Origin of the sequence: Serratia liquefaciens ATCC 27592 (genome assembly GCF_000422085.1) — a bacterium.
GTDB classification, from domain to species: Bacteria; Pseudomonadota; Gammaproteobacteria; order Enterobacterales; family Enterobacteriaceae; genus Serratia; species Serratia liquefaciens.
This window is the reverse complement of the sequence record NC_021741.1, coordinates 1,072,974-1,098,397: the sequence shown is the minus strand read 5'-3', so window position 1 is coordinate 1,098,397 and position 25,424 is coordinate 1,072,974. Positions and strand designations below refer to the sequence as shown.

General features: G+C 56.9%; 21 protein-coding genes. 12 read left to right on the top strand and 9 right to left on the bottom strand.

Annotated features, from left to right (window positions below; translation table 11 throughout):
* Window positions 1-99 precede the first annotated feature (99 nt).
* Window positions 100-624, top strand: coding sequence for a 5-(carboxyamino)imidazole ribonucleotide mutase (purE, locus tag M495_RS05030; RefSeq protein ID WP_020825561.1), 525 nt, complete (start codon window positions 100-102; stop codon window positions 622-624).
* Window positions 621-1,688, top strand: coding sequence for a 5-(carboxyamino)imidazole ribonucleotide synthase (gene purK / locus M495_RS05025; protein ID WP_020825560.1), 1,068 nt, complete (start codon window positions 621-623; stop codon window positions 1,686-1,688). Before purE ends, purK begins: the two co-directional genes overlap by 4 nt.
* Window positions 1,689-1,753: 65 nt before the next feature.
* Here purK and galE read toward each other — a convergent pair whose 3' ends face one another.
* The 4 genes from galE to ybbA form a co-directional block, all read right to left on the bottom strand.
* Entirely contained in the window at window positions 1,754-2,770 is a 1,017-nt protein-coding gene (galE, locus tag M495_RS05020; protein WP_020825559.1) for a UDP-glucose 4-epimerase GalE, read from the bottom strand.
* A gap of 73 nt (window positions 2,771-2,843) precedes the next feature.
* Window positions 2,844-4,250, bottom strand: a complete 1,407-nt coding sequence (locus tag M495_RS05015) for a sugar porter family MFS transporter (protein ID WP_020825558.1) — start codon at window positions 4,248-4,250, stop codon at window positions 2,844-2,846.
* Between the two features lie 406 nt (window positions 4,251-4,656).
* Window positions 4,657-7,089: a putative ABC transporter permease subunit YbbP gene (gene ybbP / locus M495_RS05005; RefSeq protein ID WP_020825557.1), complete on the bottom strand. Its 2,433-nt coding sequence runs from the start codon at window positions 7,087-7,089 to the stop codon at window positions 4,657-4,659.
* Window positions 7,086-7,772, bottom strand: a complete 687-nt coding sequence (gene ybbA, locus M495_RS05000) for a putative ABC transporter ATP-binding protein YbbA (RefSeq protein ID WP_020825556.1) — start codon at window positions 7,770-7,772, stop codon at window positions 7,086-7,088. Before ybbA ends, ybbP begins: the two co-directional genes overlap by 4 nt.
* Here ybbA and tesA point away from each other — a divergent pair.
* From tesA to M495_RS04985, 3 genes are all read left to right on the top strand, one after another.
* The gene (gene tesA, locus M495_RS04995) at window positions 7,743-8,381 is read left to right on the top strand and encodes a multifunctional acyl-CoA thioesterase I/protease I/lysophospholipase L1 (protein WP_044548763.1); all 639 of its coding nucleotides are present in this window, start codon (window positions 7,743-7,745) and stop codon (window positions 8,379-8,381) included. The two genes, ybbA and tesA, sit on opposite strands and share 30 nt — an antisense overlap.
* A 25-nt stretch (window positions 8,382-8,406) precedes the next feature.
* A complete protein-coding gene (locus M495_RS04990; protein WP_020825554.1) occupies window positions 8,407-9,183 on the top strand; it encodes an SDR family oxidoreductase in 777 nt (258 codons plus the stop codon).
* Between the two features lie 78 nt (window positions 9,184-9,261).
* Window positions 9,262-10,116, top strand: coding sequence for a co-chaperone YbbN (locus M495_RS04985; protein ID WP_041414284.1), 855 nt, complete (start codon window positions 9,262-9,264; stop codon window positions 10,114-10,116).
* Window positions 10,117-10,387: 271 nt separating this feature from the next.
* Here the strand turns inward: M495_RS04985 and cfa are convergent, their stop codons facing one another.
* A complete protein-coding gene (cfa, locus tag M495_RS04980) occupies window positions 10,388-11,539 on the bottom strand; it encodes a cyclopropane fatty acyl phospholipid synthase (RefSeq protein ID WP_020825552.1) in 1,152 nt (383 codons plus the stop codon).
* A 242-nt stretch (window positions 11,540-11,781) separates the two neighbouring features.
* Between cfa and M495_RS04975 the strand changes: the two genes are divergently transcribed.
* A complete protein-coding gene (locus M495_RS04975) occupies window positions 11,782-12,687 on the top strand; it encodes an SPFH domain-containing protein (protein ID WP_020825551.1) in 906 nt (301 codons plus the stop codon).
* A gap of 2 nt (window positions 12,688-12,689) precedes the next feature.
* Window positions 12,690-13,151 carry an NfeD family protein gene (locus M495_RS04970; protein ID WP_020825550.1) on the top strand — a complete coding sequence of 154 codons (462 nt, stop codon included), beginning with the start codon at window positions 12,690-12,692 and terminating at the stop codon, window positions 13,149-13,151.
* Here the strand turns inward: M495_RS04970 and cueR are convergent.
* Entirely contained in the window at window positions 13,148-13,549 is a 402-nt protein-coding gene (cueR, locus tag M495_RS04965; RefSeq protein WP_020825549.1) for a Cu(I)-responsive transcriptional regulator, read from the bottom strand. The genes M495_RS04970 and cueR overlap by 4 nt on opposite strands.
* A gap of 107 nt (window positions 13,550-13,656) precedes the next feature.
* Here cueR and copA point away from each other — a divergent pair, with 107 nt between their 5' ends.
* From copA to ybaK, 3 genes are all read left to right on the top strand, one after another.
* A complete protein-coding gene (gene copA / locus M495_RS04960; protein ID WP_020825548.1) occupies window positions 13,657-16,377 on the top strand; it encodes a copper-exporting P-type ATPase CopA in 2,721 nt (906 codons plus the stop codon).
* A 149-nt stretch (window positions 16,378-16,526) separates the two neighbouring features.
* Window positions 16,527-17,330 carry a TraB/GumN family protein gene (locus tag M495_RS04955; protein WP_020825547.1) on the top strand — a complete coding sequence of 268 codons (804 nt, stop codon included), beginning with the start codon at window positions 16,527-16,529 and terminating at the stop codon, window positions 17,328-17,330.
* A gap of 225 nt (window positions 17,331-17,555) precedes the next feature.
* The gene (gene ybaK, locus M495_RS04950) at window positions 17,556-18,035 is read left to right on the top strand and encodes a Cys-tRNA(Pro)/Cys-tRNA(Cys) deacylase YbaK (RefSeq protein ID WP_020825546.1); all 480 of its coding nucleotides are present in this window, start codon (window positions 17,556-17,558) and stop codon (window positions 18,033-18,035) included.
* Window positions 18,036-18,082: 47 nt separating this feature from the next.
* Here ybaK and M495_RS04945 read toward each other — a convergent pair whose 3' ends face one another.
* Window positions 18,083-18,823: a methyltransferase family protein gene (locus tag M495_RS04945; RefSeq protein WP_020825545.1), complete on the bottom strand. Its 741-nt coding sequence runs from the start codon at window positions 18,821-18,823 to the stop codon at window positions 18,083-18,085.
* Between the two features lie 236 nt (window positions 18,824-19,059).
* Entirely contained in the window at window positions 19,060-20,712 is a 1,653-nt protein-coding gene (gene ushA / locus M495_RS04940) for a bifunctional UDP-sugar hydrolase/5'-nucleotidase UshA (protein WP_020825544.1), read from the bottom strand.
* 180 nt (window positions 20,713-20,892) lie between these two features.
* Between ushA and M495_RS04935 the strand changes: the two genes are divergently transcribed.
* Entirely contained in the window at window positions 20,893-22,110 is a 1,218-nt protein-coding gene (locus tag M495_RS04935; protein ID WP_020825543.1) for an MFS transporter, read from the top strand.
* 247 nt (window positions 22,111-22,357) lie between these two features.
* Entirely contained in the window at window positions 22,358-24,049 is a 1,692-nt protein-coding gene (ybaL, locus tag M495_RS04930) for a YbaL family putative K(+) efflux transporter (protein WP_041414282.1), read from the top strand.
* Between the two features lie 48 nt (window positions 24,050-24,097).
* Here ybaL and M495_RS04925 read toward each other — a convergent pair whose 3' ends face one another.
* The gene (locus M495_RS04925; RefSeq protein WP_020825541.1) at window positions 24,098-25,402 is read right to left on the bottom strand and encodes an inosine/guanosine kinase; all 1,305 of its coding nucleotides are present in this window, start codon (window positions 25,400-25,402) and stop codon (window positions 24,098-24,100) included.
* Between the last annotated feature and the right edge of the window lie 22 nt (window positions 25,403-25,424).

The window sequence follows — 25,424 nt, the reverse complement described above, 5'->3', positions numbered from 1 at the left end:
TTTCCTTGCCGTTCGCTCATGGTATGCTCTACGCCCTCATTCGGCCTCCCGCCGCAGGCAATCGGCCGTCGTTTGTACAATTACAGGAGCCTTACACCCATGGGAGCCAACGCCGCTTCAGCCACTCACGCTGAGGTTAAAATCGCAATTGTAATGGGATCGAAAAGTGACTGGGCCACCATGCAGTTTGCGGCCGAAGTCCTGACCTCACTCGACGTCCCGTTCCATGTCGAAGTCGTTTCCGCTCATCGCACGCCAGACAAGCTGTTCAGCTTTGCCGAACAGGCAAGCGCCAAGGGTATCGACGTGATCATTGCCGGTGCGGGCGGTGCTGCGCACCTGCCGGGTATGCTGGCGGCGAAAACCCTGGTGCCGGTGCTGGGTGTGCCGGTGCAAAGCGCTGCCTTGAGCGGCGTGGACAGCCTGTATTCCATCGTGCAAATGCCGCGCGGTATTCCGGTAGGCACCCTGGCGATCGGCAAGGCCGGCGCCGCCAATGCTGCACTGCTGGCAGCGCAAATTCTGGCGTTGCATGACGCTGAGTTGGCGCAACGCCTGGCCGATTGGCGTCAGGCGCAGACTGACGAGGTGCTGAATAACCCGGACCCGCGGGAGGAAGCATGAAGCCGGTTTGCGTACTGGGTAACGGTCAATTGGGGCGTATGCTGCGTCAGGCCGGTGAGCCGCTGGGGATCGCCGTCTATCCGGTTGGCCTCGACGCTGAGCCGGAAGCGGTACCTTATCAAAACAGCGTGATCACCGCCGAAATCGAGCGTTGGCCGGAAACCGCGCTGACGCGTGAGCTGGCGACCCACAACAGCTTCGTTAACCGCGATATTTTCCCCCGTCTGGCGGACCGCCTGACGCAAAAACAGTTACTCGATCAGCTCGGCCTGGCCACTGCCCCCTGGCAGTTGCTGACCGACGTCGCCGAGTGGCCGCAGGTTTTCGCGACCCTGGGCGAACTGGCTATCGTTAAACGTCGCGTCGGCGGTTACGACGGCCGGGGCCAGTGGCGCCTGCGCCCAGGTCAGGAAGCCGAACTGCCGGCCGATGCCTATGGCGAATGCATCGTCGAACAGGGGATTAACTTCTCCGGCGAGGTCTCATTGGTCGGCGCACGCGGACACGACGGTAAATCGGTGTTCTATCCGCTGACCCATAACCTGCATGAAGAAGGCATTCTGCGCACCAGCGTGGCGTTGCCGCAGCCCAATCCTGCGCTGCAACAGCAAGCTGAACAGATGCTGACGGCGATCCTTGATGAACTGAACTACGTCGGCGTCATGGCGATGGAGTGTTTTATCGTTGGCGATCGTCTGCTGATTAACGAACTGGCGCCTCGGGTCCACAACAGCGGCCACTGGACGCAAAACGGCGCGTCTATCAGCCAGTTCGAACTGCACCTGCGTGCCATTCTCGCCCTGCCGCTGCCGAAGCCGGTCGTGAGCACCCCGTCGGTGATGGTCAACCTGATCGGTACCGCGGTAAATCAGCAGTGGCTGGCGTTACCGCTGGTGCATCTGCACTGGTACGAGAAAGAGGTGCGCGAGGGCCGCAAGGTTGGGCATCTCAACCTGAACGATCCCGACGCCGGTGCGTTGCAACAGGCATTGCAGGCTTTGGCGCCGCTGTTACCGGCCGAATACCAAAGCGGTTTGGCCTGGGCGCAACAAAAGCTGGCTTAAGCGTTACGCCGCACTAAAAACAAAGGGTTCAGCAAGCTGAACCCTTTTTTACTGTCGATGAAAAACTATTGGCGGTAGCCCTGCGGGTTTTTACTTTGCCAGTTCCAGGTATCACGCATCATCAGATCAAGGCCGCGTTGCACTTGCCAGCCCAGCTCCTGTTTCGCCAGGCTGGCATCGGCCCAGAAGGCAGGCAGATCGCCCGCACGGCGCGGTAAAATCTGGTAGGGAATGGTTACCCCCGAGGCTTTCTCAAACGCCTGCACCATTTCCAACACCGAATACCCTACCCCCGAGCCCAAATTATAGGCTTTGAAACCGGCGATCTGTTTTAAGTGGTCCATCGCCGCCAGGTGACCCTGAGCAACATCCATCACGTGAATGTAATCACGCACGCCGGTGCCGTCTTTGGTCGGGTAATCGCCGCCGAACACGCTCAGGCTTTCACGCTGGCCAATAGCGACCTGCGCGATATACGGCAGCAGGTTATTGGGAATGCCGCTGGGATCTTCACCAATCAGCCCCGACTCATGGGCGCCTACCGGGTTGAAGTAGCGTAGCGCGATAATCGAAAATGTCGGTTCGGCCTTGGCAAAATCTTGCAGGATCTGCTCCACCATCCATTTTGAGGTACCGTAAGGGCTGGTAGTGCCGCCAATCGGCATATCCTCGCGATAAGGCACCGGCGCATTTTCACCGTACACCGTGGCGGAGGAGCTAAAGATAAACCGGTGAACGCCGGCCTGACGCATCGCTTCCAGCAGGACCAACGTGCCCGTCACGTTGTTTTGATAATACTCCAGGGGCTTCTGGGTCGACTCCCCTACCGCCTTCAGACCGGCGAAGTGGATCACCGAAGCAATCTGCTGCTCGTTAAAGATCCGCTGCAAGCAGCCTGCGTCCTGTATATCACCCCGATAGAACTTTGCGGCTTTGCCCGTCAGCTGGGCTACGCGTCGCAAGGACTCTTCAGACGCATTGACCAAATTGTCCAGCACCACCACATCTTCACCCCGTTCCAGCAGCGCCAATACGGTGTGCGAACCAATGTATCCGGCACCGCCGGTCACCAAAATCGCCATAATATCCTCCTGTCGTCAGCATCTGGCGTTAACGCCAGATGCCTGAACGAATATCCTATGCCCAGCCTGTCGGCTAGCGCGAACCAATGTTGCGTAACGGTTTACCGGCCATCAGATTGCGTTCGATATGCTCCAGCGAGATATTTTTGGTTTCCGGAATCAACGCCAGCGTGATGAAGATAAATACCAGGTTAAGCGCTGCGTACACCCAGAAAGTGTGCGCGCTACCCAGCGAATTGAGCATGGTCAGGAACGTCGCCCCGACGATCATGTTGGCAATCCAGTTGGTGGCGGTAGAACAGGTTATGCCAAAATCGCGGCCTTTCAGCGGCTGGATCTCTGAACACAGCACCCAAATCAGCGGGCCGGCGCTCATGGCAAAACCGACAATAAACATCAGCAGCATAATGATGGCAAAGTATTGCTCGGCCGGCGAGGTCATGCCCACATTCATCATGGTCCCCAGCGCGCCCATGCCCACCGCCATGACGACAAAGCCCAGCGTCAGCGTCGGTTTGCGCCCCCAGCGGTCAACCAACCCGATGGCAATAAAGGTCGCCAGCACGTTAACCAGGCCGACAATCACCGTCCCCCACATCTGCTGTGCGGTACTGGCAAAGCCCGCCAGGCCAAAAATTTTCGGTGCGTAGTACATGATGACGTTCATTCCGGTGAACTGTTGCATCACCTGCAGCAGGACGCCAAGGAACACGGCACGGCGGAAGTTTTTATTGTCTTTAAACAGCGCCCAGCCGCTCTGTTTCAGCTTAAGGCTTTCGCGAATTTCATTCAGTTCGTGCTGCGCCTGAGCGCTGGTGTCACGCAGCTTTTCCAATACCTGGCGCGCCTGCTCATGGCGATTGCGCGAAGCCAGCCAGCGCGGGCTATCCGGCAAGAAGAACACGCCGATCAACAGCAATACCGCAGGGATGGTGATCACGCCCAGCATCCAGCGCCAGGCGCCGGTATAGCTGAATGCGGTATCCGACAGGTAGGCCGCCAGAATGCCGATGGTAATCATCAACTGATACATCGAGATCATGCTGCCGCGAATTTTCTCCGGGGCAATTTCAGACAGATAAATCGGCGCGGTATAAGAAGCCACCCCCACCGCCAGCCCAAGCAGCACGCGAGAAATCAGCAAGATTTCCACGTTGGGAGCCGCAGCTGAGCACAGTGAACCAACGACAAACAACACGGCGCCAATCATCAGGCTGTATTTACGCCCGATACGGAAGTTCATCCAGCCACTCCCCACGGCGCCAACCGCCGCCCCAAACATCATTGAGCTGACCACCCACTCCTGCTGGGAGCTGGTGATGTTAAACGAGTCGGTGATAAACGGCAGAGCACCCGCAATAACCCCGATATCCAGACCGAATAGCAACCCAGCCAGTGCGGCCAGAAAACAGACGAAAAAAGTCATCCCTGCATTGCTCTGGCTCTTTTCAGCCGCCGACACTTTGACGGTAGTACTCATACAGCCTCCAAACGATAACGTGCTTAAGTTGCCCGTATGATAGGAGGCAATTCGCCAGAGAGAAGTGAGTGTGATCACATTAGTGGAAACGATTACATTTATTATTTGTTTAGATAAAAACAGAAACACAACCTTAAAACCAACACTCACCACTGATTTTAAAGGCTAAACATAAGCATTCATGCCCTAATATGGCGGTGACAGCAATATCATTTTACCTTGGCCGCTTCCAATAAATTGAGTAACTCGAAGTCAAAGTGTAACCGATTTCACACAGGATTCGGCCAAGAGAATGGCCGACAGATAGAGGCAGGGATTGAAAGCGGTAGTGTTAACGAGAAACGGGTCGTGCGGAGAGTAATGTCGACCGGCCCCTGACAATGGGCCGGTCGATAACCTGAATGAACTAGCCGTCGTAGCTGCGGAACAGCGCCTGACCACGTAGCAAACGCACGCCCAGCCAACCGCCACACAGCGACAGCAACAGCGCGCTGAGCAACGGCAGTGCCCACCACAGCACCGGTGTCGGTGCCCACGGGAAGTCAAACACCTGGCTTTGCAACAGCCACAGTGCCGCCTCAGCGCCCACCGCAGCGGCGATGCCCGCCACCAGCCCCAGCAGGGCAAATTCACACCACAGCGTACTGCGCAACAGACGCTTGCCTGCGCCCAGCGTGCGATACACCACCAACTCCTGACGTCGCTGACGCATCCCCACCTGCACCTGGGCCATCAGCAACAGGCCGCCACACAACACCACCAGCACCACCATCACTTCCAGTGCGCGGCTGACCTGCTGCAGCACGCCGCCCACCTGTTTGAGGATCGAGCCGATATCCAGCAGGCTGAGCGTCGGGAACTGACGGTTGAGCTGGGTTAACATCTGGCCATCCCCGTCATAGCGGAAACTGGTGAGCCAGGTTTGCGGCTGACCGTCCAGCGCACCCGGCGGGAAGATAAAGTAAAAGTTCGGCTTCAGACTTTCCCAATCCACCTGCCGCAGGCTGGTCACCTTGGCGCTGAACGACTGGGTATCGCCACTGAAGGTCAGCGTATCGCCCAGCTTGATCTTGAGCCGCCCGGCAATACCCTGATCCATCGACACTTCGCCGGTCTTAGGCGGCCAACTGCCCGCCAGCAAAGGATTGTGCGCCGGCAAATCCGCCAGCCAGGTCAGGTTCAGTTCGCGATTCACCGCTTCACCGCCCGGATCGTCCTCATGCACCCGTTCGGTCGCCACCTGCTGGTTAATCTCGGTCAGGCGAACACGGACAATCGGATAGTAGGTCTCAGGTGCAATTTGATGCTGTTGCAGGAAAGTCTTCACCTGCGGCACCTGCGCTTCGGTCAGGTTCAACAGGAAGTAGTTTGGGCTGTCCGGCGGCAGTTGTTGTTGCCAGCGTTCGAGCAGATCGCCACGCAACACCAGCAATAACGCCAACAGCATAAACGACAGCGAAAAGGCCGCCAGTTGGCTCACCGTCACCCAAGGCTGATGCAACAGACGGTTAACCGCCAGACGCAGTGCCAGGTTTTTAAGCGTAATACGGCGCAGCAGCAGCAGGCTGCCCCAACCGATAGCGCCCAACAGCAAGGCCAGCACCAGAATACCGGCCAGGATCGACCACAGCAGCGTGCTGGCGCCCATCAGCGCGATCAGCAACGCTACCACAATCACCGCCGTCACCGGCAGGAAGTAGCGCAGCCGCCAGACGTTAGCCACCACATCGCGGCGTAGCACCCGCAGCGGCTGAGTCGCCAACAGCTGCCGGTATGGCCGCAGCCCCACCAGCAGCGAAATCATCAGCAACGCGCCGATCGCCCACAGCCACGGCCAGGTCCCGGCGGCAGGCAGCTCCCCCGGCAACACCGGAGCCAGCAGGCGGATCAACACCGCCTCAAATCCCAACCCGATAATCCCCCCGCATACCGCAGCCAGCAGGATCACCGCCAGCCACTGGCCGACAATCAGCTTACGCAACGCACTACGACCGGCACCCAGCGTTTTCAGCACCGCGATCAGATCGTAACGACTGCGGCAATAGTGGCTCATCGCCACCGCTACGGCGGCAATCGACAGCAGCAAAGTCAGCAATGCGGACAACAGCAAGAACTGCTGCGAACGCTGCAGCGATTTGCCTAATGCGCTGCCGGATTCCTGCAGTCCGAACCAGCGCTGATCCGGGCCGAGCTGCGGCGTCAGGCGATCTTCATAACGCTGAATATCCTGCGCAGCTCCGGCAAACATATAACGGTAGGTCAGGCGACTGCCTGGCTGCACAGCCCCGGTTTTATCCACATCCGCCAGATTGATCATGATACGCGGCGCGGTCTGGAACGGGTTAAAGCCGGAATCCGGCTCCTGAATGATTTCACCGGCAATCCGCAGTTGGGTGTCGCCCACGTCCAACGTATCACCCACCTTTACGTTCAACAGCGCCAGCAAACGCGGTGCGACCAATACGCTGCCCGGCGTCAGCTTGGCATTAGCCGGACGGGTCTCCAGCTTGCCGTACAGCGGATAGGCCAGATCGGTGGCCTTCACGTCCGCCAACTGCGGCCGGTCTCCGGCGTAGGTCATGGTGGTGAACGACAGTTGCCGGCTGACCTTCAGCCCCTGCTGCTGCGCATCCAGCAGCCAGCCTTCCGGTACCGGCCGGGCGCTGCGCAGCACACGATCACCGGCGATAAAATCGCGGCTCTGCTGACTCAGGCCCTTGTCCATACGATCGCTGATGCTGCCCAATGCCAGTACGCAGGCCATCGACAGCGTCAGCGCCAGCCAAACGATCAGCAGCGACGGCGAGCGCCACTCGCGCCAGAACCAGCGCCAGATCATGCTTCCTCCCACAGCTTGCCTTCGCGCAGGCGCAGCCGCCGCTGGCAGCGCGCCGCCAGGGTTTCATCATGGGTGACCAGGATTAAGGTGGTGGAGAAATCGCGGTTGAGTGAAAACAGTAAATCGGCGATGCGCTCGCCGGTCTGGCGATCGAGATTGCCGGTCGGCTCATCGGCGAACAGCACCCGTGGCCGCCCGCTAAACGCCCGCGCCAGCGCCACCCGCTGCTGTTCGCCACCGGAGAGCTGCGCCGGCAAATGATCAAGGCGCTTGCCCAAACCCAACTGTTCCAACAGTTGCACCGCCTGCTCACGGCTCTGGCGGTCACTTTCACCGCGCAGCAGCGCTGGCAACTGCACGTTTTCCAGCGCATTGAGCGTCGGCACCAGCATAAATGATTGAAAGACAAAGCCGACATTTTTGGCACGCAGCGCGGCGCGGCCCTCTTCGTCCAGCGCGGTCAGCGATTCGCCCAACAAATGCACCTCCCCTTCGCTGCCGTCATCCAGCCCGGCGAGGATCCCCAGCAGCGTTGACTTGCCCGAACCGGACTCGCCAATCAGGGCAATTGTCTGCGCGGGTTTGACAACCAGCTCGACTCCGGTAAGGATGGAGAGCTGATGCTCACCCTGACCAACGTGTTTACTAAGATGATGAACTTCAAGAACGTTTTCCGCTGGCATCTTCCCTTCCTTTTGCTGTTGGGATTATTCAGTTTACGCGCTGTCGCCGCCGATACCCTGTTGATTTTAGGCGACAGTTTAAGCGCCGGTTATCGCTTGCCGGTGGCGCAGGCCTGGCCGACGCTGTTGGCCGATCAATGGCAGAAAAAGCCGGGCGATCCGCAACTGGTCAACGCCAGTATCAGCGGCGACACCGCTGCACAGGGGCTGGCCCGCCTGCCCGAATTGCTAAAACAGCACCAGCCGCGCTGGGTGCTGATTGAATTGGGCGCCAACGATGGTCTGCGAGGTTTCCCGGCACAGGACCTGCAGCGCGATCTCGGCCAAATCATCACCTTGGTACAGCAGGCCGGCGCACAGCCGCTGCTGATGCAGATCCGCATCCCGCCCAACTATGGCCGCCGTTATACCGAGGCCTTCAGCGCGGTTTACCCTCAGTTGGCCAAACAGTTCAACATTCCGCTGCTGCCGTTCTATATGGAACAGGTGGTGGTAAAAGCGGAATGGATGCAGGATGACGGATTGCATCCCAATAAGGATGCCCAACCGTTTATCGCCACCTGGATGGCGGAACGTCTGGAACCTCTAGTAAAACATGAGTCTAACTAAATAGCGTTGTACACTAGGTAAAGTTATGCAAAAAGCAGTGTTGATAACCGGCTGTTCCAGCGGGATTGGATTGATTGCGGCACAGGATCTGCGTAACCGTGGCTACCGCGTGCTGGCCGCCTGCCGCAAACCGCAGGACGTGGAAAACATGCGCCAGCTTGGGCTGGAAGGCATTGAGCTGGATCTGGACGACAGCGCCAGCGTCGAACGTGCCGCCGCACAGGTGATCGAACTGACCGACAATCGGCTGTACGGCCTGTTCAACAACGGCGGCTTTGGCGTTTATGGGCCGCTGAGCAGCATTTCGCGCCAGCAGCTGGAACGCCAATTCGCCACCAACCTGTTTGGCACCCATCAGTTAACCCAGTTGCTGTTGCCGGCGATGCTGCCGCACGGCGAGGGGCGCATTATTCAGACCAGTTCGGTGATGGGGCTGGTTTCCAGCGCCGGACGCGGTGCCTATGCCGCCAGCAAGTTTGCGCTGGAAGCCTGGTCCGATGCTCTGCGTATGGAGCTGCACGGTACCGGCATTCAGGTCAGCCTGATTGAGCCCGGCCCCATCTCCACCCACTTTACCCAGAACGTCAATCAGGCGCAGAGCGACAAACCGGTGCATAACCCCGGTATTGCCAAGCGCCTGACGCTGCCGCCGGAAGCCATTTTGCCCAAATTGCGCCACGCGCTGGAAAGTCCAAGGGCTAAACTGCGTTACCCGGTGACCCTGCTGGCGCACGCGCTCAGCGTATTGCGTCGCATCCTGCCGGGCCGCTGCCTGGACTGGCTGCTGCGCAGCAACGGTTAATTGGGTCGGCGGGGTTGAAGAACGCCACTCCGCCCCCATTTAAAAGCCAATGGCTCCGCAAGATCAGAGAGAAAATACATGCTAGCTCAAGCTGTTGTTGATATTAACGAAACTAACCTGCACCAGACGCTGGAACAGTCAATGTCCCTGCCGGTGGTGTTCTACTTCTGGTCGGATCGCAGCCAACACTGTCTGCAGCTCACCCCGATACTGGACAAACTGGCGGCGGAATATGCCGGTCAGTTCGTGCTGGCAAAAGTGGATTGCGACGCCGAACAGGCCATCGCGGCCCAGTTTGGCCTGCGTTCTTTGCCGACGGTGTACCTGTTCAAAGACGGCCAGCCGGTCGACGGATTCCAGGGCCCGCAGCCGGAAGAGATGATCCGCGAATTCCTGCAGCGTTTCCTGCCCAAAGAAGAAGATTTGAAGCTGGCGCAGGCGACTGAATTGCTGGCCGAAGGCAATGCCACTGAGGCGTTACCGCTGTTGAAAGACGCCTGGCAAGCCAGCCAGCAACGCAGCGATATTGGCCTGACACTGGCAGAAACCCAGATAGCGCTGAACCGCACTGAAGATGCCGAAACCGTGCTGGCGACCATTCCGCTGCAGGATCGTGATACCCGCTATCAGGGTCTGGTGGCGCAGATTGAGCTGCTGAAGCAGGCTGCCGACACGCCGGAAATTCAACAGTTGCAACAGCAGGTGGAACAGCAACCGGAGAACGTCGATTTAGCCGTGCAGCTGGCGCTGCAACTGCATCAGGTCGGGCGCAATGAAGAAGCGCTGGAGCTGCTAATGGGGCATCTGAAGAAAGATCTCGCCGCCGCCAATGGCAACGCGCGCAAGACGCTGATGGATATTCTGGCCGCGCTGGGCACCGGCGACGCATTAGCAGCTAAGTACCGCCGTCAGTTGTATTCATTACTGTATTAATACCCGTCATACTTGAAGCTGCATCTGTGTTGGCTGCGTTTGCTCACCCCAGTCACTTACTTAAGTAAGCTCCTGGGGACTTACAAACTTGCCGCCGTGATGCAACTCCAATTATTTAGGGTATGGCCTTAGTTATTTGGGACAGATCCCCAATGGATTTCCCGCCACATCTAGGCGGCAAACGCGAGAAGCCCTGGGAGCTTAGATAACTAAGTGACCAGGGCTCGAGCGTGCAGCCAACAACGATGTGGCTGGAAAGACGAAGGGGATATCAGCGGTAAACACGAACCCCACCGTCCACCCCCTTCGGGCTGAACAACACCTGCCATAGCTGAATATCCCGTGCACGGAACGCGCCGGCGCAGGCATTCAGGTAATAGGTGAACATCCGCTCGAACCGCTCGGAATACTCTTCGGCCAGCTGCGGCCACGCCCGTTTGAAATTTTCATACCAGGCCATCAGCGTTCGATCGTAATCGGCGCCGATATTGTGCCAATCCTCCATCACAAAACGTCCTTCGCTGGCCTCGGAAATATGCCGTACCGATGGCAGGCAGCCGTTGGGGAAAATGTATTTGTCTATCCAGGCGTCGACGTGCAGATTGGTTTGGTTAGCACCTATGGTGTGCAGCAGGAACAGCCCATCGGGCTTGAGGTTGCGCGCCGCCACGCGGAAATACGTGTCGTAGTTCTTCGGCCCCACGTGTTCGAACATGCCGACGGAGACAATGCGGTCAAACTGACGGTCAAGATCGCGATAATCCTGCAGTTGTATCTCTACGTCCAATCCCTGACAGCGTTCCTGCGCCAGCTTTTGCTGCTCGGCGGAAATCGTCACGCCATACACGGACACGCCGTAGTTTTCTGCCGCATATTGAGCCAATCCGCCCCAGCCACAGCCGATGTCCAGCAGTGACATACCGGGTTTCAGCTGCAACTTCTCGCAGATCATTTTCAACTTGGCCTGCTGCGCCTGCTCCAGCGTGTCAGCGTCTTTCCAATAGCCGCAGGAATATTGCATATAGGGATCGAGCATCGCACAGAACAGATCGTTACCGATATCGTAATGCTCCTTACCCACCTGCCAGGCGCGTTTACGCGACTGACGGTTAAACAGCCGGGCATAGGCGATGCGCGCAATGTCGCTCAGGTTTTTAGGCAAGCGCTCATCGACGCCCGCCTGCAGAATGCGGGTAAATAGCACATCCAGTCGCTCACAGTCCCACCAGCCATCCATGTAGCTTTCGCCGAACCCGAGCGATCCCTCCTGCAAAATGCGTTTAAACAACGCCGGATTATGTACCTTGATATCGCAGGCGCGGTTGCCGTTGATGGCCACATCGGCAGAGGACAACAATTCCTCCACAATGCGATACCAACGATCTTTTTTCGGGGCGAGTTCATCAACACTGATTGAGTCCATAACAATCCTTGGCGCTAGATGTCATTTCAAAAAGCATAGTCGCAAATATAAATGACAAATATTTGAAGTGAAAAACGGCAATGCTTTTTACTCTAGCCAAGGCGGACAACGTCATGAAATGAATTAAAATTATTGGAAACATGCCAATTTGGAATGTTAATGGCACAACGCCCCTGATTTATTAGTCTTTGCACGGTAGCTGGCGTAATATTCGTTTACATATGTCCGACAGGAGGTTTGCCATGTTTACCCTTATTCCCATCGTGATTGTCGTCGCGCTAATCATCGTATTTGCCGGCGTCAAAATTGTTCCGCAGGGGTTCCAATGGACGGTGGAACGCTTCGGCCGCTACACCAAAACGCTGATGCCAGGTTTAAACCTGGTGGTGCCTTTTATGGACCGCATCGGCAGAAAAATCAATATGATGGAACAAGTACTGGATATTCCATCTCAGGAAATCATCTCGCGCGATAACGCCAATGTGGCCATCGATGCGGTGTGTTTTATCCAGGTGGTGGATCCGGCCCGTGCCGCTTATGAGGTCAGCAACCTGGAACTGGCGATCGTCAACCTGACCATGACCAACTTCCGTACCGTGCTCGGCTCAATGGAGCTGGACGAAATTCTCTCGCAGCGTGACAGCATCAACAGTCGCCTGCTGCACATTGTCGATGAAGCCACCAACCCCTGGGGCATTAAAATCACCCGTATCGAGATCCGCGACGTACGTCCACCGGCAGAGTTAATCTCGGCAATGAACGCCCAGATGAAGGCCGAGCGAACCAAGCGTGCGGATATTCTGGAGGCCGAAGGCGTGCGCCAGGCCGCTATCCTGCGTGCCGAAGGCGACAAACAGTCGCAAATCCTCAAGGCGGAAGGTGAGCGTCAGTCGGCGTTCCTGCAGGCGGAAGCCCGTGAACGTGCCGCGGAAGCCGAAGCTCGTGCGACTCAACTGGTTTCCGATGCTATCGCCAGCGGCAATATCCAGGCGGTGAACTACTTTGTGGCGCAGAAATACACCGATGCGCTGCAGAAGATCGGCTCCGCCAATAACAGTAAAGTCATCATGATGCCGCTGGATGCCAGCAGCCTGCTCGGTTCAATTGGTGGCATTGCCGAGCTGTTGAAAGACACCAAAGGCAAATAATCATGCTCGAACAAATTGCAGCAAACCCGCACTGGTTCTGGCTCTCCCTTGGCGGGCTGCTGCTGGCGGCCGAAATGCTCGGCGCCAGCGGTTACCTGCTATGGAGCGGCGTATCCGCAGTGGTGGTCGGCGCGATCGTCTGGCTGTTGCCGCAGTTGGCCTGGGAATGGCAGGGGGTGATTTTTGCCGTGCTGACCGTGGTGGTGGCCTACCTGTGGTGGTATTGGCTGCGCCAACGTCCGGCAGCGGCCTCCAGCGGCTCTCAGGTGCTGAACCAGCGCAACCGCCAGCTGATTGGCACCCGCGCCACGCTGACGGAACCCATGCACAACGGCATGGGGCGCATTAACATCGGCGACAGCAGTTGGCGGGCGCAGGCCAGTGACGATCTGGCGGTGGGCACCGAGGTGGAAGTGATCGCCGTCGAAGGCATAACGCTGGTGATCCGCGCCGTTATTCGTTAATGGTTGTGGCAACACCCTGCCAGGTTATTAATGATCGGGCACTCTGCCCCGTCATCCCCCGGACACTGATCCGCCAGCGCCAGTAAACGCTGGCGCATCTCACCCAACTCGGCGATGTGCTTTTCAATGTCCGCCACTTTTTGCAGGGTGCGTGCTTTCACATCGGCGCTGTGACGGGCCGGATCGTTGAACAACGCCACCAGTTCGCCGCATTCGTCTAGGTTAAACCCCACCTGCCGCGCCTGACGCAGCAACGTCAGCTCCTCAATGTGCTTCGGGCTGTAGCTGCGGTAGCCGTTATCGGTGCGGATCGGCGCGGTAACCAGCCCTTTCTCTTCATAGAAGCGGATTGCCTTGCTGGTTAAACCGGTTTTTTTCGCCACGTCGCTGATATTCATTTATCCCCCTTGACCTTCCCCTTGCTGGAAGGTTTAGACTCCATTCTTAGTGAAAATAGGCTAAGCGGTCAACCTTTAAACACCGCACCTGAGCGAGGAATCGAATCATGTCACAAACCACAGTGCTGGCATTGCAGGGGCTGACCTGCATGAACTGCGCGCAGCGGGTGAAAAAAGCCCTGGAAAGCCGCGAAGATGTCGAACAGGCAGAGGTCAATGTCCACTATGCCAAAGTCACTGGCGAGGCGCCGAGCCAGGCGCTGATCGACAGCGTAGTCGCTGCCGGCTATCAGGCCGCCGTGGCGCAACAGCCGGATACCGAGCTGCAGTTGAACGGTCTGAGCTGCATGCACTGCGCTGCCAGCACCCGCAAAGCGCTGGAAGCGGTGCCGGGGGTGATTGCCGCCGACGTCAGTATCGACAGCGCCAAGGTTTACGGTGACGCTGCTCCCGAGGCGTTGATCGCCGCAGTTGAAGATGCGGGTTATCACGCGAGCCTTGCCGGAGCCGTTACCTCCCCAAAAACTGAGCCGTTGACTGAATCAGTCCCTGTATTGCCGGAAACCCAGGCAACGGCCTCGTCTCCCCTTCCGGCAACCTCTAATGGCGATGATGATGACAGCGTGCAGCTTTTGCTCAGTGGCATGAGCTGCGCCAGCTGCGTCAGTAAAGTGCAAAATGCACTACAAAGCGTATCCGGTGTAGATCAGGCGCGCGTCAATCTGGCGGAACGCAGCGCGCTGATCACCGGCAGCGCCGATCCACAAGCGCTGGTCGCGGCGGTCGAGAAAGCCGGTTACGGCGCAGAAATGATCCAGGACGAAACCGAACGCCGCGAGCGCCAACAGCAAACTGCGCAAGCCAATATGAAGCGTTTTCGCTGGCAAGCCGCGCTTGGCCTGGCGCTGGGTATCCCCTTGATGGCCTGGGGGCTGTTTGGTGGCAGTATGTCACTGACGCCGGAAACTCAGCGTCCGTGGCTACTGGTCGGCCTGCTCACGCTGGCGGTGATGGTGTTCGCCGGCGGGCATTTCTATCGTAATGCCTGGCGCGCGCTGATGAACGGCAGCGCCACCATGGACACCCTGGTCGCACTGGGCACCGGTGCCGCCTGGCTGTATTCAATCAGCGTCAACCTGTGGCCGGATTTCTTCCCGATGGCGGCGCGGCATCTGTACTACGAAGCCAGCGCAATGATCATCGGTCTGATAAACCTGGGCCATGCGTTGGAACAACGCGCTCGCCAACGCTCATCGCAGGCGCTGGAACGGCTGTTGGATCTGACGCCGCCGACGGCGCGCCTGGTGACCGACGATGGCGAGAAAAGCATCCCGTTGGCGCAGGTGCAGCTCGGCATGACGCTGCGGCTGACGACCGGCGATCGTATTCCGGTAGACGGTGAGATAATTCAGGGTGAAGTCTGGCTGGATGAAGCAATGCTGACCGGCGAGGCGGTGCCGCAACAAAAAAGCGTGGGTGATACCGTACATGCCGGGACGGTGGTCGATGACGGCAGTGTGCTATTCCGTGCCGGCGCTATCGGCAGCAAAACCACCCTGGCACGCATCATCAAGCTGGTGCGTCAGGCGCAGAGCAGTAAGCCTGAGATCGGTAAGCTGGCGGATCGCATTTCTGCAGTATTCGTCCCGACGGTAGTGGCTATCGCCCTGTTCAGCGCCGCAATCTGGTATTTCTTCGGCCCGCAACCGCAGCTGGTTTATACGCTGGTGATTGCCACCACGGTCTTGATCATCGCCTGCCCTTGCGCACTGGGTTTGGCGACGCCGATGTCGATCATCTCCGGAGTGGGCCGCGCCGCCGAATTTGGCGTGTTGGTACGTGATGCCGATGCCTTGCAGCAGGCAAGCCAACTCGACACCCTGGTGTTTGATAAAACCGGCACCCTGACCGAAGGTCAGCCGCGGGTGGTAGAAATCCTCACGTTTAACCAGGTGAGCGAGCAGCAGGCACTGCGCTGGGCTGCCGCATTGGAACAGGGCGCCAGCCACCCGCTGGCCCGTGCCATCGTTGATCATGCCGAAGGACAAGCGCTGCCGCAGGTTAAGCAGTTCCGTACCCTGCGCGGTGCCGGCGTTAGCGGCGAAGTGGACGGCATGAAGTTGCTGCTGGGCAATGCTGCGTTATTACAACAGCATCAGGTAGCCACCGCCGAGCTGGACACACAGATGCAGCAACAGGCAGAGCGCGGCATTACGCCGGTGCTGCTGGCCGTCGAGGGTAAGCCGGCCGCGCTGTTCGCCATCCGTGATCCGATGCGCGCCGACAGCGTTGAAGCGCTACAGCGCTTGCACCGTCAGGGCTATCAGTTGGTGATGTTAACCGGCGACAACCCGGTGACCGCCAACGCCATTGCCAAAGAGGCCGGTATCGACCGGGTGATTGCCGGCGTGTTGCCGGAGGGCAAAGCCGAAGCGATCAAACAGCTGCAGGCGCAGGGTCACCGCGTAGCCATGATCGGCGACGGTATCAACGACGCGCCGGCGCTGGCGCAGGCCGATGTCGGCATCGCCATGGGAGGCGGCAGCGATATCGCCATTGAGACTGCCGCCATCACCCTAATGCGCCACAGCCTGAACGGCGTCGCCGATGCGCTTGAGCTGTCTAAAGCCACATTGCGCAATATGAAGCAGAACCTGCTGGGAGCCTTTGTTTACAACACGCTCGGCATCCCGATTGCCGCCGGGGTACTGTATCCGTTGACCGGCACCCTGCTCAGTCCGGTGGTGGCGGGCGCGGCTATGGCGCTGTCCTCCATTACCGTGGTCAGTAACGCCAACCGACTGCTGCGTTTTAAACCCAAACGCTAAATACTCAAGGGGCGCAAATAGTGCGCCCCTTTTTCTTTGGGATAATTCCTTCACTCTTCAGGCTTTCTTGTCCGGCGGATAGCGTTTAGCATGGGGAATCCTCACCTTGCCAAGCCAAGGGTGAACACGCTATTCAGGAGCCACGCTGTATGGGTCAACTGTTACGCCGAATCGCCGCCTTTCTCGGCCTGATATCCCCGATGACTTACGCCTACCCGGCGCTGGATATTCGACTGCCCGGCGATCGTCAGTTCCATCTGGTGGGCAGCATCCATATGGGCACGGTGGATATGTCGCCGCTGCCGGCCAAGCTGGCAGCTCGCCTCAAACAGGCAGATGCCCTGATTGTTGAAGCCGACATCACCGGTTCCGCCTCGCCCTTTGACCACATCGAACAGCAACCGGAGCTTGAACAGCGGCTCTCAGAGTCAGAATTTCAGCAATTGCTGACGCTGTGCCAGGAGCTGGGTGCCGACGCCGACAGTTTTTCCACCCTGCCCGGCTGGCAGGTAGCGTTAATGATGCAAGCCCGTCAGGCTCAGCGATTGGGATTACGCGCCGAATACGGCGTGGATTATCAACTGTTGCAGGCGGCCAGAGACCAGCATAAAAAGGTGATTGAGCTGGAAGGGGCGGAACACCAGATGAGTATGCTGGAACAGTTACCGGAGGGAGGAATAGCGCTGCTGCGCGACACGCTGGAGCACTGGCACACCAACGCACGCTTGCTGCAAACCATGGTGAGTTGGTGGCTAGACGCAAAACCCAACGGTATGCTCGAAACCCTGCCCGCCACATTCAGCGCCGATCTGTATGACGTGTTGATGCACCAACGAAATCGCGACTGGCAACAAAAGCTGGAGGCGTTACCGCCAGGAAATTACGTGGTGGCGGTAGGCGCACTGCATCTGTATGGCGAGGATAATCTGCCGGCGATGCTGCAGGCGCAGTAAAAAAGTGGCCAATATCGCTACTGGCCAGTCAAAGAGGAATTTCTTGTATTTTAGTTATACGCATAGCAACCGTGTTAACGGTTACAACAGACAGGGTAGCAACCCAGTGAACATCTTGGCAACCCGCTTTACGCGCCTGCCACTCAGGTTGCTGTTACCGTTATATTTTTGTAATTTTGTTGCATCCGTTTGCAACCTCCCGCTTAACAGGGAAGAGGAAAACACATGACGCCCGCAGTGATCCTGCTTGAGAAACAAAAAGTCGCTTTTACCCTTCATCCTTATCATCACGACAGTGCTGAAACCAACTTCGGCGATGAAGCAGTGAAAAAATTGGGGCTGGATGCAGACCGCGTTTATAAAACGTTACTGGTGGCGCTGAACGGCGACGCCAAACATCTGGCAGTGGCGGTCACGCCGGTAGCTACACAGTTGGATCTAAAAAAGGTCGCTCGTGCGCTCGGCGCCAAAAAGGCAGAGATGGCCGATCCGCTACTGGCGCAGCGCGTGACGGGTTATCTGGTCGGCGGCATCAGCCCGCTGGGGCAAAAAAAGCGGCTGCCAACGGTGATCGACAGCCCGGCACAGCAGTTCGCCACCATTTATGTCTCCGGCGGTAAACGCGGGCTGGACATCGAACTGGCGGCGCAAGATCTTTGCCGGCTGTTGGCCGGCAGCTTCGCCGATATCGCCAAGCGCGACTAGAAGCCTGATGACGCGGCCGCAGTCCCAACGTCGGCCGCGGGATCTGATTACTCCGTCGGCTTATTCCGTATCCCCATTCGCGGCAACAACATGGGAACATGTCGGCAATACCGCTGATAATCCGCCCCTAAAGCTTTAAGCAGGCTACGTTCTTCAAAATAAACACCCACCAAAATATATAATGTCATACCTGAATTAAATAATAGACGCCCAGCGGTCATCTCTGGCGTGAACCAAAATGCCAGTAACATTCCCGTCATCATGGGATGCCGCGTCAACCGGTAAAATCCTCTTACCTGAAAAGGCAAATCGGTATATTGGCGTTCTCTCCATTGCAGCCAGGATTGTCGCAAGCCAAATAAGTCGGTGTGGCTGATCATGCAGGTTGACGCAAAGACCACGAGCCACCCTAGCGCACTAATACCGTTAAGCCCCCATGCGGCAACACTGTCTGGCGGTAACCGCCACAAGACGCCCGGCAGTGGTTGCCACGCAAGCGCCAGTAGCGCCAACGACGCACCGGCAATTAACACATAGGAGCTTCTTTCCAATGCCGGGGAGAGCGCCAAACGGGCCTTGAACCTCTCATGGGCCATAACGGAATGCACCAAGCCAAACAGCAAAAGCAAAACGATATTCACCAGCCAGGGCCATACGTCGCTATCCTCCCTAACGGCGACCATATTTCTCAGCCCCCAGCCGTTAAGTAATAAAATAAGCAAAACAAAGCCAACCAACCCTAAAAAATAGCCTACGACGCCATATAAAAGCACTGCTGCCCTGTACATTTCATTTCCTCTTCAATCACGATTATTTCGCTGAGTTTTATTCCCTGGAAAAATTATGATTTAAGCAAGATAAAATCATTAACCCTAAAGGTATAGACAAAGAAAATAGAAATACAATTATGCAAGACAGGGAAAACAATATTGAAATTAATAATATTAGAATTCTTTTATACTAGAAGTGTGGTAATGCAGGGAAAATCGACGGCGGCTTTTAACCGGTAAAAGCCGCCATAATATTATTGATAAACGATCTCGCCTTTAGGCTCATAGGCCGCTGCGTCCAGCGGTGAGTGCTTCTCGATGTATTGCTTCAAGACTTCGGCATCGATAAACCCGGTGTTGACGTAGCTTGGCAGGGTATCCAGCTTCGGATAACCGTCGCCGCCCAACGCATTGAAGTTCAACGTGGCCATACGGTAGGTTTTGTCCGCCTGCAGCGGTTCCCCCTTGATCTTGACGTTGCTGACGCCCTGACCGTCCGCCGTTAGGCTAACGTTGGCAAACTGCGCATAGGCCCCGGAATCTACCTTCATGTTGGCGACTACAGCCAGGTATTTTTCCACGTCGCTGCCTTTCATCTCGACGTAGACCAGCGTATTGCCGAATGGCTGCACTTTCAGCACGTTTTTATAGGTGATATCGCCGCCTTCAATCGAGTCACGCACCCCGCCACCGCTCATCACCGCAAAATCAGCCTCGGCACGTTCCATCTGCGCTGCCAACAAGACGCGTGACAGGTTGGTCTGTACAAAGCGCACTTTGCTGCGGTCGCCTTCCAGCTTGCCGTTGACGCTGCCAATCTTGACGTCCAACTGCGCCTTACCTTTTTCCTGGAACGGCGTCAGCAGCTTCATCATGGAAGGATCTTCTGCGATCTGTTGGGTGTAAAACACGCGCTCACTGGTGCCGTCGGCTTTCTCCACCTTCTTCTTCAGGTTGACCGGGATCAGTTGGTAATGCACCAGCTTCAGCTCACCGTTACGGAACTGGAAATCGGCGCGGCCCACGTACTTGCCCCACTCATGCGCCTGCACAATCCAGGTGCCGTTCTGACGATCCGGCGCGCACGGCGTGCCCGGCACATAATCCACCTGCTTGTGGTTCTCGCCCGCCATACAGACCGGATCCTGCGAATGACCACCAACGATCATGTCCAGATAGCCGGCAGGCAGGCTGCGCGCCATCTCAACATCGCCCGGCGCGTTGGAGCCATGATTGCCGTCATCGTAATGGCCCATGTGCGTTGCGGCGATAATCACGTCCGGCTTTTCGTCCTTACGCAATTGCTCCACTACCTGTTTGGCTTCCTGTGCAGGAACACGGAACTCGATGTCGGTAAAATATTCGGGGTTGCCAATCTTGGCCGTGTCATCCGTCGTCAGGCCAATGACCGCAATCTTGATCCCCTGCTTGTCAAATAAGGCATAGGGCTTGAACAGACGCTGCTGGGTGCTTTTTTGATAAATGTTGGCCGACAGCAGAGGGAAAGTCGCCCATTTCTCCTGCTGACGCAGTACGCTGAGCGGGTTGTCGAATTCATGGTTGCCGATCGCCATTGCGTCGTAACCCACCAGATTCATGCCGCGGAAGTCCGGTTCAGCATCTTGCAGATCGGATTCCGGCACGCCGGTGTTGATATCACCGCCCGACAGCAGCAACAGACTGCCCCCCTGCGCCGCGACTTCCTGACGGATGCTGTCTACCAAGGTTTTCTGTGCACCCAAGCCATATTCGCCATGATCGTTCTGCCAGAAATGGCCGTGGTGATCGTTGGTGTGCAAAATGGTGATGTCGTAGGTCTTATCCTTTTCCCAGGCGCTGGCGGCTCCCGACAGGAAAGTCAGGGATACGGCCAGAGCGCATGCGGTGGTTTTTAGCGAAAAGCGCATGGCAGAACTCCATATGATCATTAACGGCTTTTTTGAGGTGACCGAAATTGTAACGCGAAACAAAGCCCTTTGATTTCAAATTTTTGCGATATACGTCAAATTATGTCGGATATGGCAAATATTGAACAACTTGCTAAGATATCTGCTCTGTCCTCTAAAACTTACCAGGCTAATAATAAAATGACCGACCGTAGCGATACTGCCATGCCACCGGCCAAGGGCAGCGCGGTTAAAGGGACTGCATTCTCGATTCTCGGTGCCATCAGCGTCTCTCACCTGCTTAACGACATGATTCAATCGCTGATCCTGGCGATTTACCCGATCCTGCAGGCTGACTTCAGCCTCAGCTTCGTGCAGATCGGCATGATTACTCTGACCTATCAGCTCACGGCTTCCTTATTGCAACCGTTAATCGGTTACTACACGGATAAACACCCGCAGCCCTATTCGTTGCCGATCGGCATGGGCTTTACGCTGTGTGGGCTGCTGCTGCTGTCCGTCGCCAATACCTTCCCGCTGGTGCTGCTGGCAGCGGCGCTGGTCGGCACCGGTTCCTCGGTATTCCACCCTGAGTCCTCCCGCGTTGCGCGCATGGCCTCCGGTGGCCGACATGGCCTGGCTCAATCGTTGTTCCAGGTCGGCGGTAACTTTGGCAGCTCTCTCGGCCCCCTGCTGGCCGCGCTGATTATTGCGCCTTATGGCAAAGGTAACGTGGCCTGGTTCTCACTGGCCGCGCTGTTGGCTATTGTGGTGCTGTTGCAAGTCAGCAAATGGTATCAACATCAGCACCGGGCAACAAAAGGTCAGCCAAAAGCGTCCTCGACGGTGAAACCGCTGCCAAAACGTACTGTCACCTATGCGCTGGGCATCCTGCTGGTGCTGATTTTCTCCAAATACTTCTACTTGGCCAGTATCAGCAGCTATTACACCTTTTATTTGATACATAAGTTCGGCGTTTCCGTGCAGAATGCGCAGTTTCACCTGTTTGCATTCCTGTTTGCCGTAGCAGCAGGAACCATAATTGGCGGGCCTCTCGGCGACAAGATAGGGCGTAAATATGTCATTTGGGGCTCAATACTGGGTGCTGCACCATTTACGCTGGCTTTACCCTATGCTTCTCTCTACTGGACCGGCATTTTAACCGTCATTATCGGGGTAATTCTCGCTTCGGCATTTTCGGCCATTCTGGTTTATGCACAGGAGCTGATCCCGGGGAAAGTGGGTATGGTTTCCGGTTTATTCTTCGGTTTTGCTTTTGGTATGGGGGGATTAGGCGCAGCCGTTCTTGGTTATGTCGCAGATTTGACCAGTATCGAATTGGTCTACCAAATCTGTGCTTTCTTGCCACTGATCGGCATTATCACCGCATTACTGCCTAATATGGACCATAACTCGTAATACCCCTGATAAAACCCGGCTGAATCATTGCGCTCAGTCGGGTTATCTCCCGAACAAACCAACGTTATTTGACTTATTTAGTGTTAAATCCCCTTACTGCCCTGCCCAAAGCGGAATCCTCTGCTTTTTCGCAAAAAAGCTCAATTTAGCTAAGCAAGACGCGAACAAATGCAATAAACTAAATGTATCTTTTCGTAACTTTGTTGCGTTTCCCCTCTGCTGCCATGCATAGCTAGAAGGAGTCTGGATGCATAATTCAACACCCTTAATCACCACCATTGTCGGAGGGTTAGTACTTGCCTTCCTCCTCGGAATGCTGGCGAATCGCCTGCGCATCTCCCCGCTGGTGGGGTATCTTGCCGCAGGCGTGCTCGCCGGCCCTTTTACCCCCGGTTTTGTTGCCGACACCTCGCTGGCACCGGAACTGGCGGAAATCGGCGTGATCCTGTTGATGTTCGGTGTTGGCCTCCATTTCTCGCTTAAAGACCTCCTGGCAGTTAAACATATCGCTATTCCCGGTGCCGTAGCACAGATTGCCGTCGCCACTCTGTTGGGTATGGGGCTGTCAAAGCTGCTCGGCTGGGATTTGATTTCCGGCCTGGTGTTCGGTCTCTGTCTTTCTACCGCCAGTACCGTGGTGCTGCTGCGTGCGCTGGAAGAACGCCAACTGATCGACAGCCAGCGCGGGCAAATCGCCATTGGCTGGCTGATCGTTGAAGACCTGGCGATGGTGCTGACGCTGGTATTGCTGCCTGCGTTCGGCAACATGCTGGGCAATGACAACGCCAGCAGCGGCCAGTTGCTGACTGAGCTGGCAATCACCATTGGTAAAGTCATCGCCTTTATTGCGCTGATGATTGTGGTGGGACGCCGGCTGGTGCCGTGGATCCTGGCGAAAACCGCCAGCACCGGCTCGCGCGAGCTGTTTACCCTTGCCGTGTTGGCACTGGCGCTCGGCATTGCCTATGGCGCGGTGAAGCTGTTCGACGTTTCCTTTGCCCTGGGAGCCTTCTTCGCCGGCATGGTGCTGAACGAGTCGGAGCTGAGCCATCGCGCGGCCCACGATACCTTACCGTTGCGCGATGCCTTCGCCGTGCTGTTCTTTGTGTCGGTCGGCATGCTGTTTGATCCGATGATCCTGATCAACGAGCCGCTGGCGGTGCTGGCAACGCTGGCGATTATCGTGTTCGGGAAATCGGCGGCAGCGTTCCTGCTGGTGAAAATGTTCGGCCACTCCAAACGCACCGCGCTGACCATTTCTGCCAGTCTGGCGCAGATTGGCGAGTTCGCCTTCATTCTGGCCGGCCTTGGGATCACGCTGGGCATGATGTCGGAGCACGGCCGCAATCTGGTGCTGGCCGGGGCTATCTTGTCGATTATGTTGAATCCGTTGCTGTTCACGCTGCTTGAGCGTTATCTGGCCAAAACCGAAACCATGGAAGACCAGATAATGGAAGAAGCGGTGGAAGAAGAAAAGCAGATCCCGGTCGATATGTGCAACCATGCGCTGGTGGTCGGCTATGGCCGCGTCGGCAGCCTGCTGGGGGCAAAGTTGGCCGAAGCCGGTATTCCGCTGGTGGTGATTGAGAACTCCCGCCCACGGGTGGAAGCCCTGCGTGAACAAGGCATCAAAACGGTGCTGGGCAACGCCGCCAATCCTGAAGTAATGGATCTGGCGCGACTCGACTGTGCACGCTGGCTGTTGCTGACCATTCCCAACGGTTACGAGGCCGGTGAAATCGTGGCTTCGGCACGTACCAAGCGGCCGAACATCGAGATCATCGCCCGTGCGCACTACGATGACGAAGTGTCTTATATCTCCGATCGCGGGGCGAATCAGGTAGTGATGGGCGAACGAGAAATCGCCAACAGCATGCTGAATATTCTCAAACTGGATACGCTGAGCGAAGAAGAGAAAATGGGCGGTTGCCCGATCTGATCGGCGATTCGATATAAAAAAGGTCCGGCTTGCCGGACCTTTTGCTTGTTAGCGTTCCCAGTAAGACTCTTCCAGACTGTCTTCCCGCTCCGGCAGGCCACGCGTCAGGCGAGGCGAATGCTGATTCAGCACCTGATAGCTGACACGGTTAGCGTATTTACACACCTGCGCCAGCGAGGAATAGGTCAGATAGCTGCGAACGTGCTTGCTGGAATTAGGCACGTTATTGCGGTGATAACCGTTGGCGGCGATATCATGCAGCAACGCCGACAGTGCGCCATCGCCGGCACCGTTGGTGTTCATGATTTTCTCCGGCCCGCCCATGTAAGGCGCGATGTGCGAATAGATGCGGAACGGATTTTCACAGCTTTCACGGCGCATGGCGCGGCTGAACTCATAGCGGTTGAATTCGGCAATATGCCCCGGCAGCAGCGGATGCTGGGTTTCCCGCTTATTCGACTCTTCGGTATAACCCGCCATATACAGACCGTTTGGCCCGGCGGTGCACAGCACCAGATCCACCCATTCAAGCGCCATGTCAGAGGCAGTCAAGGGATCGCTCAACCCGGTCAACTCCAGCGCTTCATCTTCGTTCATCGCCAGGATCGACACGTGTTGTTGCAGGAAGTCGCGCCACCATTGCGGGTTATCGGCGATCACGTACTTGGTGCCCAGCGTCAGTACCACCGGTACGTCGTGCTTTTTGGCAAATTCAATTGCCTGCATGGTGGCAGCCGGCATCGGCTCCCCTTCCTTGCAGCGCACCAAATATGACGTCAGCACCAGCGCCGAAGCACCGGCAATCACCTCTTCCTTCACGCTTTCCGGCCGCAGTTGATTCATCTGCCCGGGGCTGATGGCAAAGGTCCGTTCGCCGCTTTCGCCGATCAGCGTAAAGCAGCGGCCAATAGCACCGTCAACCGCCTGCAGGTGGTTAAGATCGGTACGGCTGGAGGTGTTGCACAGATAGCGATAGGCGTAGCTGCCAATCTTGATATTGCTGCACATCACGCCGAGCAGAACGGAACGGTCGTCCGCCAGCACGGAGTAGTTGTGCAGAGTATTGCCGATGGTGCCGCCAGCAAATTGGTGGGTGATCAGATTATTGTCGATCAGTTCCTGATACAGCGCCTCGGCGACGTCATCCTCAATCACCAGGGAGTGCCCCAGGCTCAGACCGTAACGCTGGACGAAGGCATCGTCCACTTTGGCTTCGATATCCACCAGCGTCTGATCGATACCGACGATATAGGAGGTGCTGATTTCATTTTCAGGCTGAGCTTGCTGCAAGAGCGGATCGCGGGCGTTCACCGGAAAATAGTGTTTGGACTTACGTTTACCAGGAAATTTCATTTATTTGGCGGCAGTGGCAGTT